This is a genomic window from Mycoplasma amphoriforme A39 (assembly GCA_000723365.1).
Taxonomy (GTDB): Bacteria; Bacillota_I; Bacilli_A; order Mycoplasmatales; family Mycoplasmoidaceae; genus Mycoplasmoides; species Mycoplasmoides amphoriforme.
The window spans coordinates 996,108-1,013,763 of the sequence record HG937516.1 but is presented as its reverse complement, the minus strand read 5'-3'; the positions used below and the strand labels follow the sequence as shown (position 1 = coordinate 1,013,763).

Here is a 17,656-nt window from a genome sequence, read left to right as displayed (position 1 = left end):
TAACTAATTACAATAAGGTTTCAAAAATGATCAAAACCAAACTAAAAAAAAGCCTCATCTTCAAGTTGTTCGGCCTATCTTTAGCAGTTGGTGCACCAGCGATGCTTTTAATTAACCAAACCACACCTAAAAGCCATGTACCATCGTTACGACAAGTTATTCACGATGTAACAAAAAGCCAACCGCCATTAGTTTCCAAAGAACACGAACAAAATCAAACTTATTTTAAAACCCAATTAAAAACCTCATTAGAAAATTTAATTAAAAAGGTTCAGGAACGGATTGATGATGAACTTACTAAAAAAGATAAAGATGCTAAAGATACGTCTGATAAATTAAACTATTATTTACAATTACGAAAGTTTTTAAACACTAATAAGCAAGCGATTTTACAAAATCCGAAAAAGTACGGTTTTGAGTTTAACTTTCCTAGTGTTTTAACTAATCCTAAATATTCGGTTGGTTCAATTACCACTAATGGTAAAACGATTGATGGCGTTGTTTTTGGTGGCAACGTTCGCGTTGAAAATGGTGATCACAATGCTAGTCTTGGATACAACGAAACTGCAGGAAGTAGTTTAAAACAATCGCAAACAATTGATAATAAAATTGATAGTACCGAGTACAAAAAGAAGTACGATAAATATGCTGCCGCGTTAGAAACTGCTGAAAATATTGACAAGATCTTTTTAAACGAAAAAGACTTTCCGAAAAATGGTGAAAACTATCACGAAAATGTGAAAAATGAAAATGGTGAATTAGTTAAAAACGGCCTTTCAGATTTAACTATTAATGGCAAAGAACAAACTTGGGACGAGTATTTTATTAGTAAAATTAAAAGGAATTTTCTAGATTTTGATATTCAACAAAACAAGATGTTACAGCCACAATCTGCATCAAAAAAAGATGATACGCCTTCACCTGATGTTGAAAAAACCCAACCATCACCAAGTGAAAATCCCAATCAAAACACAACGATTGCAGACCAAAAGCCAGCTCCGATTGGTAAAGTCGAAGAAATTCGTAACATTAGAGATCTAAAACCGCAAGTTGTTCCCCGGTTTAGCAATTTCCAAGTTTATGATTTTGTGAATAAGTACAATCAGGCCTTGCTGACAGAAAAAATGCAATTGGTTTATTTTGACAACCCGGTTTATAAGCGTTTTACTTACGACTTAAAACAATTGAACGCTGACAACAATACTGCTAAAGGAACTGTTACGGTTTTTGATAAATTGTTACCAACTAATTCGCACTCTTATCAAAGTCAAGTTCAAGGATTATTGGAAACCGATCACTTGTTGCAAAATCAAAACTTACTTTATTATTTAGCATATGAACAAGTTAGTCAGATTGTTAATAAAATCCAAGATTCACTCGCATTAGACAACAAACTAGATATTAGCCACCTTTTAGGTTTTAATACAGTTCAAAAAATTCAAATTCAGAACGCTTTTTATTTATTGACCAAAATTTATTTTGACGAATCTACTGGCAAAACTTATAAAAAAGACTTGTATAATTTATCAAACAAATATGTGGGTTTAAGCTTAAGTGATACCGATAATTTAAACGATTTTAAGCGAGCAATCAATGGGTTGTTTTTAAGTTATGTTGTTACTTCCAAAATTGACCAGTTTAATTTTGCTAACTACTTGCAAACATTGTATGTATCCAAAATTAATAACTTATTAACTGGCATTAAAACCAATTACCAGATTTTTAGTAAAAAATTAGCAACATTAAATTTTGCCTCCACTACGGTTTTAAACTTAATTAACCGGTTGCAAACAACCACGAATTTAATTAAGCAATTCAATTTTTTAAATGTTGATGATGCAAGTAAAATTAGCCTTTTTGAAAAAATGGTGGATCTAGTGATTAAATCTAACCATTTATACCAACCGCTATTTAATATTTTACAGATTGCCATGAACGAAAAAACGTTGGAAAATAAGACCGAACGGCAAATTCAACAAGATCTCAATTCATTAATTCAAGAACTTACCTATCCGGCCAATGTCACTGCGGGTGTATTAACTATTACTGGAATTATTTTAATTAGCGTTATTGCTGTAGTAATTTTTCTACGGTACAAAAAGTTTAAAAAAACGCAATTTACAAAAAGGTAATTTTTCAAAACAATCAGTTGATTTATTACCAAATTTTAGTGTCATACGGTCGTTATAATTTTAACAAAAGCAAGTTGTTCAGTTTTTTAAAATTCATCTTACTTCAATTATTGATCAAGCAAAATCACATTACTGTTTAAAAAATAGTTTAAATTTGATTTTTTCTCTAAACAAATGTTGTCTTTTTTTAAAAATTATTTTTTTATATTATAATTTATATAATTATTGTCTACACAAACGCATAACTAGCACTAGCATTACGAAAGGTTAATTAAAACTAAATGTCACAAGCAATTATCAATGATCAGCAAACTTTAGAAACTAATAATGTTGCGAAAAATGATTTTTCCCAGCAAAACGAAGTAACTTTAGCCAATTCAGTGCAAAGTAACGAACAAGATCTTGATTCTTTGCAAAATCTTACCCCTGAAAAACCGTTAGTATCTAGTTCGAAAATTATGGAAGTTGGTGGACATATTGGTTTTTCCAAACGGCGTTGAAACCCGAAAATGAAACCTTACATTTACAGTAAGAAACCGGGTGATAGTCGTTATGAAGTGTTAAATATCCCTTTGATGCAAGAAAAGTTAAAACTAGCGTACGATTATTTAATGGAGATTGCTAGAAATAACGGGAACATTTTGTTTGTTGGCACCAAAACCAAACTTGTTCAAGATTTAATTAAAGAAATTGCCAAACGGGTGGAAATTAACCATATTTCCCAACGTTGGCTTGGGGGCACTTTAACCAATTTTAAAACCATTAATAATTCAATTAAGCAATTAAATAACCTGGTCGAAGAACGTGATAATGGTTTAGGGCATCATACCAAAAAAGAGCAAATGTTGATCCTTAAAAAAATTGAAAAATTAGAAAAGTTTTTTGGCGGGATTAAAACCATGAAAGGAATTCCGAACGTGCTTGTTGTGGACGATCCTATTCATGAAAAAAATGCTGTAACCGAAGCCCGAAAATTAAACATTCCTGTAATTGCGATCGCTAATACTAATGCTGATCCTAAACTGATTGATTATCTTGTTCCTGGTAACAATGCTTCAATTCGTTCGATTACCTTATTTATGAATCTTTTTGCTGATGCTGTAGCAGTTGCTCAAGGCAAAGAACCGCTGTTTGCATATAAACCTGACGATGAAATTGTTATTGCCCAAGTGACTCGCAAAGAACACGACCAAAAGTTTTCCAACAATCGTTCTGGCCAACGGTGACACCAGAACCGTAGGCATCATGATGGTCATTACAATCATCATAATCGCAATTTTTCTAGTAACCAGACTACGCAAGCCCCTAGTGAAAAACCAACTGTGGATCAGTAACAATAGTTTTTTATTTATTGATAAAAGATTAACTAATTGTTTTATTATTTTCAAAATTACTATCCTTTCAGGATGATGTTCATCATAAAAGCACTTGCGTTTACTAAAATTAAATCTAAATAACCAAGGATTGCAATTGGATCTAATAATTTTTTGCAAAAACTGCTTTCATGGGCAGTTTTTTATGTTGTTTTATGCTAATAAATTATCTTTTATTGAGTAAACTTTTATAGAAATGAATTCAAGAAAATGATCCGTCCGACACTTTGTTTAAATAAGAAAATAGCTAACAATAATTAAAACCGATCTCATTACTTATAAATCTTCTAGTGATTAAATCTAATTGCAAGTTAGCCATGATTTAACCGAGACTATTTATTTTGCATTACTATCTTAAGCTAGAAGAAATTGTAAAATTAGCTGATAAGCAAATATAATTTAATATCAAGTTTTATATTGCAACTATTTAAAATAAGTCTATTTTTAAACATTTTATTTAATTTAATCACTATTTATTCAATTTTCTAAAAACAAATCGATCATATTGATTTTGTTAGCTTCATCGATTAATTTTACAAAATTTCTGATGATCATTTGAAATACCGTTAGAGTCAATCGATTTTGGTTTTTTTTAAGTTTTTTTTAAGTTAAAATTAATCATAAAAGCAAAATATCGATGAACAGAATAAAAATATTTTGTCAAAATCTTTTAAATTTAGCATTAATTTATATGGGATGAAAAAGTAAAAAATTTTCATGAAACTTAATAAATTCAACTGGGGGATTAAAAATGAAAAAATGAACACTTGATAAGTTAGCAGAATTAATTGTTAATGAAGTTGATAAAGTTAACACTAAAATCGACAAAAACCACCAAGAAGTCAACGCCAAGATCGATAAAAACTACCAAGAACTTAATGCTAAAATTGATAAAAACCACAAAGAGGTTAATGACAGAATTGATCAGGTTGAGAAAAATCAAAAACAACTCAACGCTAAAATCGATAAAAACTACCAAGAACTTAATGCTAAAATCGACAAAAACCATAAAGAGGTTAACGACAAGATCGATAAAAACTACCAAGAGCTTAACACTAAAATCGATCAAAACTACCAAAAACTTAATGCGAAAATTGACAAAAACCACAAAGAAGTTAACACCCGAATTGACCGGTATCATTTGAAGCGTAAAACTAAATATAAGCAAGCAGATAAGTGAATGTTTGGTAAAGAACTTTTGTTAGTTAATATTAAAAAAATGTACGACCAACAGGTCTTTAAAGAAATTATGGAAGATGTGCAAACTTTACTAAGTTATCCCAAATTAAACTTACAAGGGGTCCATTTTTTGATTAATAATACAATTTTTGTAAAAGCGAGCGAATTATTAGAAGCATTAGGTGCTAGTAGCATTCGTAATGTAGCATTAATTAAGGTTTACTAGTTAGGAAAGATAAGAGTAAACAGGAGGAATTGAGTTATGAAAAAATGAACACTTGATAAGTTAGCAGAATTAATTGTTAGTGAAGTTGATAAAGTTAACACTAAAATCGATAAAAACCACAAAGAGGTTAATGACAAGATTGATAAAAACCACAAAGAAGTTAATGATAGAATTGATCAGGTTGAGAAAAATCAAAAAGAACTTAACGCCAAAATCGATAAAAACTACCAAGAACTTAACGCCAAAATCGATAAAAACTACCAAGAACTTAATGCGAAAATCGACAAAAATCATCAAGAAGTTAACGCTAAAATCGATAAAAACTACCAAGAGCTTAACACTAAAATTGATAAAAATCATCAAGAAGTCAACGCTAAAATTGACAAAAACCACAAAGAAGTTAATACCCGAATTGACCGGTATCATTTGAAGCGTAAAACTAAATATAAGCAAGCAGATAAGTGAATGTTTGGTAAAGAACTTTTGTTAGTTAATATTAAAAAAATGTACGACCAACAGGTTTTTAAAGAAATTATGGAAGATGTGCAAACTTTACTAAGTTATCCCAAATTAAACTTACAAGGGGTCCATTTTTTGATTAATAATACAATTTTTGTAAAAGCGAGCGAATTATTAGAAGCATTAGATGCTAGTAGCATTCGTAATGTAGCATTAATTAAGGTTTACTAGTTAAAATCATTTTGTAATTATAATCAAGGTTAATAATCATTTTTGGGTTTTTTTTATTGCACATCTATCAATTTAAGATTTTTTAATGCGATATTTTGTGCATTTTAAACATTGACAGCATTATTCTCTATTAAAAGAAAATTTATTATTTGCTTTTCGTAGTCTTTTTTAAATTTTTAGAAAAATACTTCATTATGGTTAGTTTATTTTATTGTTTACCAATAATCAGTAAGCAGTGTATATTGTTGATAACATTAAAATATTTGGCATTCAACATGTTTTTCATCTTATTAAAATGCTAAAGATTAAATAGTTAAAACAATTTTTTTTTACTTGTGAGAATTGAATGACTTTTTTATTCCTAGTTAATTTAGGGGAATTATTTTGGTTACCTAATGAATTATATGTTTTAAGATGGAATGCCACAAAATTGGTATATTTTTTTTAGAATTAGAGAAAATTTAGAATAGATTATAACAACGAGTAAGAAGTTTCATGTTATTTGTTTTTAATGAGGTGCCAAGCATTTGGTTACAAAATGTGACTACGCAATGAAATGATTACATTTTTTTTCAAAAAAAATAAAAACTCAATAAATTTGCTTTTTTCTTTCATGCCGACAGTTACTTTTTGCATTATTTTTACTCTTTGTAAAAAATCACACAATAAGTTAATGAGATGTTTTTGGTTATATGAAAAATTATTTGAGTTTAATTTTAAAGATTAAAAACGCCTAACAACATGTTAGAATAAAAAATTAAGTAAATTAAATTTGGTACTGCTAGTTTAATTTAGGTTTTTAGGTTTAATGTAGAAAGCGATTTGTAATAATTTAAAACAATGGGCTGGAAAATTGTGGAAATTGAAAACGGAAATTATTTAAAAGTATTTTTGGATAATTTGGTTGTTTTTTCTGATTTGAAAAAAATTACAATTCCCCTTAGCGATATTGACACCTTATTAATTAACAATAACCGGATTACAATGACAACCCAATTAATTAACAAATTATCTGATTTCAACATCCTAACAATTATTTGTAATTCGAAATATTTGCCGAATGCTTTGATTTTGCCAATTACTGGTAACTACAATTCATTAAAAATTCAAGAAAAGCAATCACAGTGAACTTTAATCTTTAAGTCAACAATTTGAAAGCAAATCATTAAACAAAAGATTCATAACCAAAAAGAACTTTTAAAAAAGTTGCTAAAAGTTGATTTACCTGTGTTTGATGAACTTGCTGCTGAAATCAAAGATTTAGACATTTCCAATCGCGAAGGACATGCAGCTAAGATTTATTGGCACCATTTGTTTGGCATTGACTTTAACCGCAGGGATGATCATTACATTAATACGTTATTAAACTATGGTTATGGCGTATTAAGAGCTTATGTTTCTAGAAGCATTGTTAAAAAGGGACTAGATCCGAAAATTGGGATTTTCCATAAATCATTTCACAACCATTTCGCTTTAAGTAGCGACTTAATGGAAGGTTTCCGTGTTATCATAGACAAGGTGGTTTTTGAAATTATGTCCCAGGGAATTGTTGAACAAAATTTATTTATTCATAAAGAGCAATTGGTTGCAGCTTTTAACCAAAAAATTAAAATTAACAATACGTTCCAGTATGTTTCTAACGCTATTGATCTTTACATTTCTTCTCTAGTTGCCGAAACATCCTTGCCATGATTGGAATTTTTTAATGATTAGTAGTTACCGATCGATGCGAATTATTTTAATGTTTGATTTACCTTCAGTAGAAGATTATGAAAAAAAGGAATATTCCCAGTTTCGCAAGGCATTGTTACGTAATGGCTATTCCATGATGCAATATTCGATTTACATCAAAGCTTCTAATTTGCAGGTTGATCTAAAAAAAGAAATTGCGAAATTTAAAGATAAAATTCCTAGGGATGGCAACATTCGGATGATTGCCATCACCGAAAAACAATATCAGGCCATGGAAATTGTTTTAGGTAATAAAAAAATTGACGAAATTTATAATAATTCAGAAAGATATGTCAAGATTTAATGAAAATAACATTAACGAACCAAAATGGTAGTGAAGACTTAGATTTTTTAGGCATCAAGGTTTTTAACCACCCCAAACCGTTAGCGTTTGCTAAAACTTTATGAAAAAATCTCTCTGGTGATAAGCACATTGATGATAGTTCGAGTCGGGCATTTAGTGATAGCCAGTTAGTTTTTATTAATGATTTAACCAAGATATCTGATTTTTTAAAACTAACTGGCAAAAACAACCATTTAGTGAAAATGCTCTTAGATAAGATTGTGGCTGAAAAAATTGTGGATGAACAAAAAATTCTCGCATTAACTGATGCGATTAATAATGATCTTGGTTTTCAAGCAATTGAAGAAGCGATCGATTGGTCCAAAATGATAACTAATTTATTTGCAATACCTGAAGAAACATACTTGGATCGCAACACTTTTTTAAAAATGCTAGAGCATAATATTTGGCAAGAAAAATGTACGTTTATTTTTTGTGATTTAGACTGGTTGAGTGTGAGTGATTTAAAACCGTATTTAAACTTACATAATTTTATTTTTATTAACCATGATTTTCGGAATAACGTTAGGCTAGTTACTGAATTAGAAGCGGTGGTTTTCTTAGATGAAACCAACCGGGTGATGCTGGAATTAATTGATTTAGAAGTTTTTGTGAATTTTTTATCAGTTAAAACGTCTGAATACTGCTCGCTTGATGATTTAACTAGTTACTTAAAAAAAGAGGTAAATTTGAAAAACCAGAAGATTTTTTACGCAATTGAGACCCTTTTTGAGCAAAAATAGGACGATTTTTAAAAATTTTTGTGAATTTGACGTTTTGTAGCGGTATCATACTTATGTAGTCTAAAACTAAACAAATCGTACAAATCTTCATCTAACTGTTTTGTAGCGGTATCATACTTATGTAGTCTAAAACAGCAAGTTACTTGAAAGGTATCTTAATGGAGTTTTGTAGCGGTATCATACTTATGTAGTCTAAAACATTTCTAGTAATAACTAGGTTCTGGAACTGGTTTTGTAGCGGTATCATACTTATGTAGTCTAAAACTATACGAAAATAACTTCTGCATTTAATTATGTTTTGTAGCGGTATCATACTTATGTAGTCTAAAACTTAGTAATGTTTGGTAAAACGATTAAAGTAGTTTTGTAGCGGTATCATACTTATGTAGTCTAAAACAGTTACGGTTTTATTCACTAAATTAGTTGGGTTTTGTAGCGGTATCATACTTATGTAGTCTAAAACGATACGCATTTTAATACGAACCCAGATAGTGTTTTGTAGCGGTATCATACTTATGTAGTCTAAAACAATTAATTGGCAAATATCGTAATCGATATTGTTTTGTAGCGGTATCATACTTATGTAGTCTAAAACTACACTAATTTAGATGCTAGAAACTTTTTAGTTTTGTAGCGGTATCATACTTATGTAGTCTAAAACAAGTTAATAACAATTAAAAACTTATTAAATAGTTTTGTAGCGGTATCATACTTATGTAGTCTAAAACCTAAAACAAATGTTAAAGTTAAAATTACCTAGTTTTGTAGCGGTATCATACTTATGTAGTCTAAAACCTGGCTTTGGGCTAAATTGCTAGCAGTACTGTTTTGTAGCGGTATCATACTTATGTAGTCTAAAACAACATTTCTTTTCCAGAACGGCTTTTAATTGTTTTGTAGCGGTATCATACTTATGTAGTCTAAAACTGAAACTTTAACAATTGATCAAACAACGTAGTTTTGTAGCGGTATCATACTTATGTAGTCTAAAACTTCCAGTTCCTTTAGATCCAGCAGATTCTTGTTTTGTAGCGGTATCATACTTATGTAGTCTAAAACTAACTTATGGTTTAAATTCGAGTGAAAACAGTTTTGTAGCGGTATCATACTTATGTAGTCTAAAACCTGCCACCAATCAACAGCAACTAACAAATAGTTTTGTAGCGGTATCATACTTATGTAGTCTAAAACAAAGTAATTAACGTTTCCAAGAACACTGCTGTTTTGTAGCGGTATCATACTTATGTAGTCTAAAACAGCATTAATGGGGGCGGTGAAGATCACACAGTTTTGTAGCGGTATCATACTTATGTAGTCTAAAACAAAGTAATTAACGTTTCCAAGAACACTGCTGTTTTGTAGCGGTATCATACTTATGTAGTCTAAAACCAATCTTTTTCAAATATTCTAAAAACAGTTGTTTTGTAGCGGTATCATACTTATGTAGTCTAAAACGTCGCGAAGACGTTTAATGTTAACGACTTAGTTTTGTAGCGGTATCATACTTATGTAGTCTAAAACCCTTGTCTTTTTAAAGCTTCAAATTCTATAGTTTTGTAGCGGTATCATACTTATGTAGTCTAAAACCTGTATTAAACATCACTGGTCTTGATGTGAGTTTTGTAGCGGTATCATACTTATGTAGTCTAAAACGGTAACGGGTTTGTTAACTAAATTAGTTGGGTTTTGTAGCGGTATCATACTTATGTAGTCTAAAACTTTAATTCAAACGACTTCGCGAGTTGGTCCGTTTTGTAGCGGTATCATACTTATGTAGTCTAAAACAACTTAAGATGATTTCAGCCATAATAATAAGTTTTGTAGCGGTATCATACTTATGTAGTCTAAAACCAGACCATCGAGTTTAACAACTTAACCCACGGTTTTGTAGCGGTATCATACTTATGTAGTCTAAAACAAAGTAATTAACGTTTCCAAGAACACTGCTGTTTTGTAGCGGTATCATACTTATGTAGTCTAAAACGTCGCGAAGACGTTTAATGTTAACGACTTAGTTTTGTAGCGGTATCATACTTATGTAGTCTAAAACATTGTGGAAAGTTAACCGGGGTATATCGAAGTTTTGTAGCGGTATCATACTTATGTAGTCTAAAACCCTTGTCTTTTTAAAGCTTCAAATTCTATAGTTTTGTAGCGGTATCATACTTATGTAGTCTAAAACCTGTATTAAACATCACTGGTCTTGATGTGAGTTTTGTAGCGGTATCATACTTATGTAGTCTAAAACGGTAACGGGTTTGTTAACTAAATTAGTTGGGTTTTGTAGCGGTATCATACTTATGTAGTCTAAAACTTTAATTCAAACGACTTCGCGAGTTGGTCCGTTTTGTAGCGGTATCATACTTATGTAGTCTAAAACAACTTAAGATGATTTCAGCCATAATAATAAGTTTTGTAGCGGTATCATACTTATGTAGTCTAAAACCAGACCATCGAGTTTAACAACTTAACCCACGGTTTTGTAGCGGTATCATACTTATGTAGTCTAAAACCGCCACCGTAACTCTTGCGAACATGCGTCAGTTTTGTAGCGGTATCATACTTATGTAGTCTAAAACTTGATAGTCCGCTAAAGTCCTTGCTCGTGTGTTTTGTAGCGGTATCATACTTATGTAGTCTAAAACTGTTAACTAAAGTTAACGAACTACTCGAATGTTTTGTAGCGGTATCATACTTATGTAGTCTAAAACACTTCCGGTCGTTCATGTTCAAGTTAACCTGTTTTGTAGCGGTATCATACTTATGTAGTCTAAAACAGTAATGCCGGCGTTGGGTAGGTTACATGGGTTTTGTAGCGGTATCATACTTATGTAGTCTAAAACCGGACCCTAGCAACTCAGCAAGTTTAGATAAGTTTTGTAGCGGTATCATACTTATGTAGTCTAAAACCTCCTGGTCCTATTATGCCACAAATTTCTAGTTTTGTAGCGGTATCATACTTATGTAGTCTAAAACTCTTATGTTAATTCTCTTGAAAAAGATGAAGTTTTGTAGCGGTATCATACTTATGTAGTCTAAAACATGACGGTGGTAAACTAAGAAATTCGTACAGTTTTGTAGCGGTATCATACTTATGTAGTCTAAAACTATATTATATATAAGTATTCATTTTTGGCTGTTTTGTAGCGGTATCATACTTATGTAGTCTAAAACTAAGAAATTTCCTAGCTTCTTAAGAATCCCGTTTTGTAGCGGTATCATACTTATGTAGTCTAAAACTGATATTATAACTAATGCTCAAATTAATATGTTTTGTAGCGGTATCATACTTATGTAGTCTAAAACTTATAGTTTAAAATTTACCTCCTTCGGCTTGTTTTGTAGCGGTATCATACTTATGTAGTCTAAAACATCTTAATACTTTATCATTATCGTCCCCTAGTTTTGTAGCGGTATCATACTTATGTAGTCTAAAACCACATCAGTTTCAATTTTTGAAAAACTACTGTTTTGTAGCGGTATCATACTTATGTAGTCTAAAACTAGACGACATCATTACTAACGCTCAAGCTAGTTTTGTAGCGGTATCATACTTATGTAGTCTAAAACTTGCAAAAATTACCTATCTATTCCCACCCAGTTTTGTAGCGGTATCATACTTATGTAGTCTAAAACTTGTTTTTCTCGCCAAATCGGTAATACCACGTTTTGTAGCGGTATCATACTTATGTAGTCTAAAACCAATTTCTTTTAATATTTTAACGTTTAACAGTTTTGTAGCGGTATCATACTTATGTAGTCTAAAACCCGAAACCTTAAGCAATCAGGTAAATATTCGTTTTGTAGCGGTATCATACTTATGTAGTCTAAAACTCTGTTTTATGTATTGCTTATTCCAACTTAGTTTTGTAGCGGTATCATACTTATGTAGTCTAAAACTATGTCCTAAAAAAAATCATTTTAAAAAATTGTATAATTCTACTTACATAAGAAAGGTTGTAATTAATGTATGCCAAATGAGACTAAAAAACAAAAAATAAATATTGGTCTGGATATAGGAATAGCTTCAGTAGGTTGAGCGATTTTGAATGATAATTATGAAATAATAGATATGGGATCAAGACTATTTCCAGATGCAGCAGATCCTCAGGATGGCAGTCTAGGTAATGAAAAAAGACGAATTGCTAGACACATGCGTCGTCGTTTGCGACGAGCGAGAGTGAGAAAAAATGCTTTTATAAAATTAGTATTTGATAATAATGACGATAACCTTGTTGACCTTATTGAAGGCGAGGATAAACGAAAAAAAATCTTGGAAATATTAGAGGGCAAGATTCTTGAGAAAGAACTAGAAAATAGCATTTGGGAACATAAAGGATATTATCGCATTAATGCTACTGACGGAAAAAAAGAACGTTTGACCATGATTGAAGCAAAAGTTATGGGTCTTCGTGAAAAACTTCCTAAAGATTTGTTAATATCGGTGCTATTTCATTATTTAAAACATCGCGGTTATTTTTACGAATCAGAACTTGATAAAGAAAACATCGAAAAAAATGAAACTAATTCTGAAAAATCAAATAGTAACACAAGTGATTACTGACAACCAGACCTAATAAATAAACATCCTTCCCAAAATCAACTCGATTTTTTTAGAAAATTTGGTTACTATATGGGTGCTAAAGAAAATGCTCGATATGATGCAAAATCTTATCTCAAAGAAATTGAGACGTTATTACAGGTTCAAGGCCTAAGCAAATCCTTTTCAGAAAAATACAAAAAATTGTTTTGGCATACTCGAGATTATTCAGAAGGTCCGGGGTCTATACAAGCACCCACTATTTATGGTCGGTTTCAAAAAAAAGGAAAAGAAACACCCTATAAGAATCTATGAGAGAAAACTATAGGCAAATGTAGTGTATATCCTGATTGTAATCGCGGAGGTAAATACTCACCGAAAGCTGAACTTTTTAATTTTTTGAATGATTTAAACAACCTGCATATAGATGGAGACGAAACAAAGAAATTATCTAAACAAATAAAACAAACTATAGTAGATAAGATTTGTTTAGAAATTTTGGATCCTGAAAATAATAAATTTGGACTTTTGCAAAAGGATAATGAAAAAGTAGTTGGTAAGATTGAGGAATTAATTAAAAAAGATGATCCTTATGTTGCTACTGTAAATGGATTTCGAACATTAAGGGTCGAAAAGAAAAATGTAAAGAAGAAGTGATCAGATCAAGTAGTTTGAAAGAAGATTATTACACCTTTAAATAATTTAGTTAAAATTGCTCGATGATTACAAAGTCTTGAATTAATAGATAAAAACTTTCATATTTTGGATCAAAAATTAAATGAAAAAACAAATATGACAGATTTAGATTTTATTAACAACGTTTATGATTGTGCATCCAGAGTTCATCACAATAAGCGTAAGGCTAAAAACATTCTTGTTGACTTTCTTGATGACTTTACAGAAATTAAATCGCAGATTCAATTGAAGTATCCGGATTCAAACCCAGAAGACATTGTTTCAAAATTTGTTGAGAAATTATCTGATTTTACACAAACTCATTCATTGTCATATCGAGCTATGGATGACTATATAAAAAAGGTTGGAATTGAAAAATCAGAAAATCAAAGTCAATTTTTTCCCAATAGGGATTTAAACCGAAAAGATTTAAGAGATAAATTGTCTAAAGTTAAGCGTATTAATAAAACTATTTTTAAAGATGAAATAATTTCACCAACTGCTAGACGTGCTTTCATTCAAACAATTAATGTTTTAAATAAAATTCTTAAAGTTTATTCTAAAAACTATGACATTAATAATATCACAATTGAACTTGCTAGAAATAAAAATACCTATGCTGAAAATAAGTCAAATAAAGATGAAAAAAACAAAAATAATGCTTTAACTAAAGAGATTTTAAGAGATGAACATTTTCTTGATGATCAAAAATGTGGAAAAATAAGAAAATTTAGTAATACTGATAAACTCGTTTGAAAACTAGCTGAAGAACAAGATTGAACAGATTTGTATGATGGTAGACCCATCCAAAAAAACAACTTTATAAGTTCTTGACGTAAATATTATCAAATCGATCATATAATTCCGTGGCGGCGTTCTTTGAATGATAGTTTTATGAATAAAACAATTACTAGTATTATTAATAATCAATCTAAAGGGAATCGTACTCCTTATGAGTGATTGGGAAATGAAGGAAAATATGACGAGTTTGAGAAGAGGTTTCATAAACTAAGTTCCATGAATCAAAAAAAATTGAAGACTTTTATCTAAATAAATCTAATGACTTTTTAGGATTTATTAACAGAAACTTGGTAGATACGAGATATGCTTCAAGACGAGTTCTTAATTTATTACAAATTTTTTTTTAAATTAAAAAAAGAAGAAAATAAAGACTATCCTTCAGTTAAAATAAAAGTTGTTCGTGGAACAGTTACAAGTTACGCTCGTAAAAAATTTTCTGAAATGGAGTATAAAAAATCACGCGATTTAGGTGAAAACAAAAATATTTTTTGGAAAAACAGACTGGAATATAAACATCATGCTGTTGATGCTGTTATCATCGCATTTTTAGGATGTAATGAAAAACTTAAACGTTTTTTTCAATATAATGAAATGATAGAAGGACATAATACTCAACAGTCTTATCAAAGTATCTTTGAAGAAAAAAACATTGATCAAACTACTGGAGAAGTAATAAAAGCAAACGTAGATGAAAAATTGTTCAACGACTCAATTGCTTTGAAATTTAAAGACAATTTAAAAAAATGAATTATTGGAAATGAACCAGAAAAAAGAATCAAATTTTCTCGCGCAATTAGAACACGCAAAAATAGACTTTTAGCAAATGAGACAATTTATAGCATTAAATGAACTAATTCAGAAAAAAAAGAAGGTAAAAAGATCGAAAAATTATCTATTTTTGACAAAGAGAAGATGGAAAAAATATTTTCGAATTCTTCAAAAAATAAAAATGTAGATAACATATTATTGAAAAAAAATAATCCTGTTATATTTAATAAACTTAAAGAAATTTGAAATAATTACAAATGTTCTGAAAAAAAATCTGATCCATCGCCTTTTTTTAAATTTATGGAGTTTTCTAATGAAGTTGAGAAAGATAGCAAAGGTGATGTTTTATCGTCTGACATTAAACATCTAAAATTCAATGATGGAAAACTTAAATTTAAATTAGCTAATCTCCGAATTGAAGGAGATAGTAAAGAAAGTGAAAATATTCTTGTTTTAAAAAATCATAAAAAAGAAGGATCACAAAAAGCTGGCTTTTTAGAAAGTCTAAACCCACTTGAAGCTAGAATTTATTGGAATGAGAATGCTAAAAGATTTGAAGCACTTCCAATAAACGCACGTTTTTTAAAATCTTTTAAAGATTCACACTATTTGGAAATTGATGAGAATAAAATTTATAAATTTATTAGAGATGAAAAGAAATGGACCACTAAGTCATATGATGAACTTAAGTGTTATAGAGTTTTTAATGGAAGTACGATAATAAAGAAAAAAGAAGAGAAAAACGAAAAAAATATAATTTATTATTTTATTGGATCATGTACTCTTGATAGAAGATTAGAAGTGAAGCCTATTGATTTTTTCAATAATGCTTCATCCGATGACAAAAAATCAGAAGTCAAACTTACAGAAGAAGCAGAATTAAACGAAAAAGATAATAAAAAAGGTCAAAAACAAATTAGAATGTCCCTATCTAAGATTGTTAAGACTTTTAATATATGTGAACTAGATGAACTTGGAAAAATATATAATGAAAAAACATTTTATGAATATTTTGATCTACAAGAGCCTAAAAACACTTCAAAAAAATCACAAAGTAAATCTCGCAATGAAAAAAAAGATTTAATTAATTTAACAAATGAAGAGTAATTTACATGAAACACTATTAATATAATTCTTTTTCTTGTCAAAAAGATAATTGTATTTTTGATATTTTTATAAATTTTTTAAAGTTAATAAAAACGTCTTAATGTTTTTAACTAAATCTTGAACTTTAAACAAATAAAAACTACGTTGATTACTTTTGGTTATTTAATTTATTCAAGTATTTTTCATATTCTTCATCAATCATTTTTTTAAGTTCTGATACTAAATCTTTTTCAGGTACTGATTTTACTGCGACTCCTTTTCTAAAAAGAATTCCTTTACCAGCCCCGCCAGCAATGCCAATATCGGCTTCTTTCGCTTCTCCTGGTCCGTTAACAGTACAGCCTAAAATCGATACCCGTAAGGGAAATGCCATGTTTTTAACATATTCTTCGATTTCATCAACAATTGGCAACATGTCTAAATTTAATCTTCCGCATGTTGGGCATGCGACTACATCCACTAAATTATCGTATAACCGCAAACTGTTTAATAGTCGTTTTGCTACTTTAATTTCTTCGACAGGATCACTAGCTAATGAAATGCGAATTGTATCACCAATCCCTTTTAGTAGGAGTGGGGTTAATCCTGCCACTGATTTAATTGCTCCATTTAATACTGTTCCAGCTTCAGTAATGCCTAAATGCATTGGATATTGAAAAATTCTTGCTCCCATTTCGTAAACTTCGATGCTAAGCATTGGTGTTGATGTTTTCAAAGAAATAACAATGTTATTAAAGCCTAGATTATTCATCATTTTACAATAACGTCTTGCGGCTAAATTCATTGCTTTTGCTGTGACCCCAAATTTGGTCATTAAATCAAAAGGCAAACTTCCTGAATTAACACCAACCCGAATCGGAATGTTTTTTTGATTTGCTAAATTAACAATTTCTTGAAGTTTTTTTTGATTATTAATATTGCCTGGGTTCAAGCGAATTTTTGCCACTCCGGCTTTAATTGATGCAATTGCATAATCGGGATTAAAGTGAATGTCAGCAATAATTGGACACGGAACTTGTAATACTACTTGCCTAATTGCTTTGGCATCAGCATCATCAAACACAGCAACCCTAACAAAATCGGCTCCTTCGTTAACTAGAGAATTAATTTGTGCCAAACAAGTTTTAATTTTTTTAGTTTTTGCAGTGGTCATTGATTGTAAAAATATTTTATGTGATCCACCAAGTTGGTATTGACCAACTTTTACCGGTTTCGTTTCTCATCTTTTTGTAATTTTATTACGCATTAATAACCAAATGTACTAAGTATTAAACTGCATCCTTGTCAAATTATATATTTTTCAAAAAATAAAAATCATAACTTTGTTATTTGTTTTTAATCTTTAAAA

Annotated in this window: 10 protein-coding genes and 1 CRISPR repeat array; of the genes, 9 read left to right on the top strand and 1 reads right to left on the bottom strand. The window is 30.1% G+C overall.

The window, feature by feature from the left end:
• Positions 1–26: 26 nt before the first annotated feature.
• The 9 genes from ABDB96_RS03865 to ABDB96_RS03825 all read left to right on the top strand — a co-directional run bounded on the left by ABDB96_RS03865 (position 27) and on the right by ABDB96_RS03825 (position 16,308).
• On the top strand, positions 27–2,132 hold the full coding sequence (locus ABDB96_RS03865) for an MSC_0620 family F1-like ATPase-associated subunit (protein ID WP_343251462.1): 2,106 nt from the start codon (positions 27–29) through the stop codon (positions 2,130–2,132).
• Positions 2,133–2,413: 281 nt separating this feature from the next.
• Complete coding sequence (gene rpsB, locus ABDB96_RS03860) at positions 2,414–3,466, top strand: 30S ribosomal protein S2 (RefSeq protein ID WP_343251461.1); 1,053 nt, start codon at positions 2,414–2,416, stop codon at positions 3,464–3,466.
• Positions 3,467–4,256: 790 nt separating this feature from the next.
• Complete coding sequence (locus ABDB96_RS03855; RefSeq protein ID WP_343251460.1) at positions 4,257–4,910, top strand: hypothetical protein; 654 nt, start codon at positions 4,257–4,259, stop codon at positions 4,908–4,910.
• Between the two features lie 36 nt (positions 4,911–4,946).
• Positions 4,947–5,600, top strand: coding sequence for a coiled-coil domain-containing protein (locus ABDB96_RS03850; protein WP_343251459.1), 654 nt, complete (start codon positions 4,947–4,949; stop codon positions 5,598–5,600).
• Between the two features lie 840 nt (positions 5,601–6,440).
• Positions 6,441–7,313, top strand: a complete 873-nt coding sequence (gene cas1, locus ABDB96_RS03845) for a type II CRISPR-associated endonuclease Cas1 (RefSeq protein ID WP_343251458.1) — start codon at positions 6,441–6,443, stop codon at positions 7,311–7,313.
• Positions 7,306–7,635, top strand: coding sequence for a CRISPR-associated endonuclease Cas2 (cas2, locus tag ABDB96_RS03840; RefSeq protein WP_343251457.1), 330 nt, complete (start codon positions 7,306–7,308; stop codon positions 7,633–7,635). Before cas1 ends, cas2 begins: the two co-directional genes overlap by 8 nt.
• Positions 7,635–8,417 carry a hypothetical protein gene (locus tag ABDB96_RS03835; protein ID WP_343251456.1) on the top strand — a complete coding sequence of 261 codons (783 nt, stop codon included), beginning with the start codon at positions 7,635–7,637 and terminating at the stop codon, positions 8,415–8,417. The genes cas2 and ABDB96_RS03835 overlap by 1 nt, the downstream gene beginning before the upstream one ends.
• A gap of 31 nt (positions 8,418–8,448) precedes the next feature.
• Positions 8,449–12,317: a CRISPR direct-repeat array (repeat unit 36 nt; unit sequence GTTTTGTAGCGGTATCATACTTATGTAGTCTAAAAC).
• A gap of 70 nt (positions 12,318–12,387) precedes the next feature.
• Entirely contained in the window at positions 12,388–14,682 is a 2,295-nt protein-coding gene (cas9, locus tag ABDB96_RS03830) for a type II CRISPR RNA-guided endonuclease Cas9 (protein WP_343251455.1), read from the top strand.
• A 54-nt stretch (positions 14,683–14,736) separates the two neighbouring features.
• On the top strand, positions 14,737–16,308 hold the full coding sequence (locus ABDB96_RS03825) for a hypothetical protein (protein WP_343251454.1): 1,572 nt from the start codon (positions 14,737–14,739) through the stop codon (positions 16,306–16,308).
• A gap of 148 nt (positions 16,309–16,456) precedes the next feature.
• Here the strand turns inward: ABDB96_RS03825 and ispG are convergent, their stop codons facing one another.
• Complete coding sequence (gene ispG, locus ABDB96_RS03820) at positions 16,457–17,554, bottom strand: flavodoxin-dependent (E)-4-hydroxy-3-methylbut-2-enyl-diphosphate synthase (RefSeq protein WP_343251453.1); 1,098 nt, start codon at positions 17,552–17,554, stop codon at positions 16,457–16,459.
• Positions 17,555–17,656 lie beyond the last annotated feature (102 nt).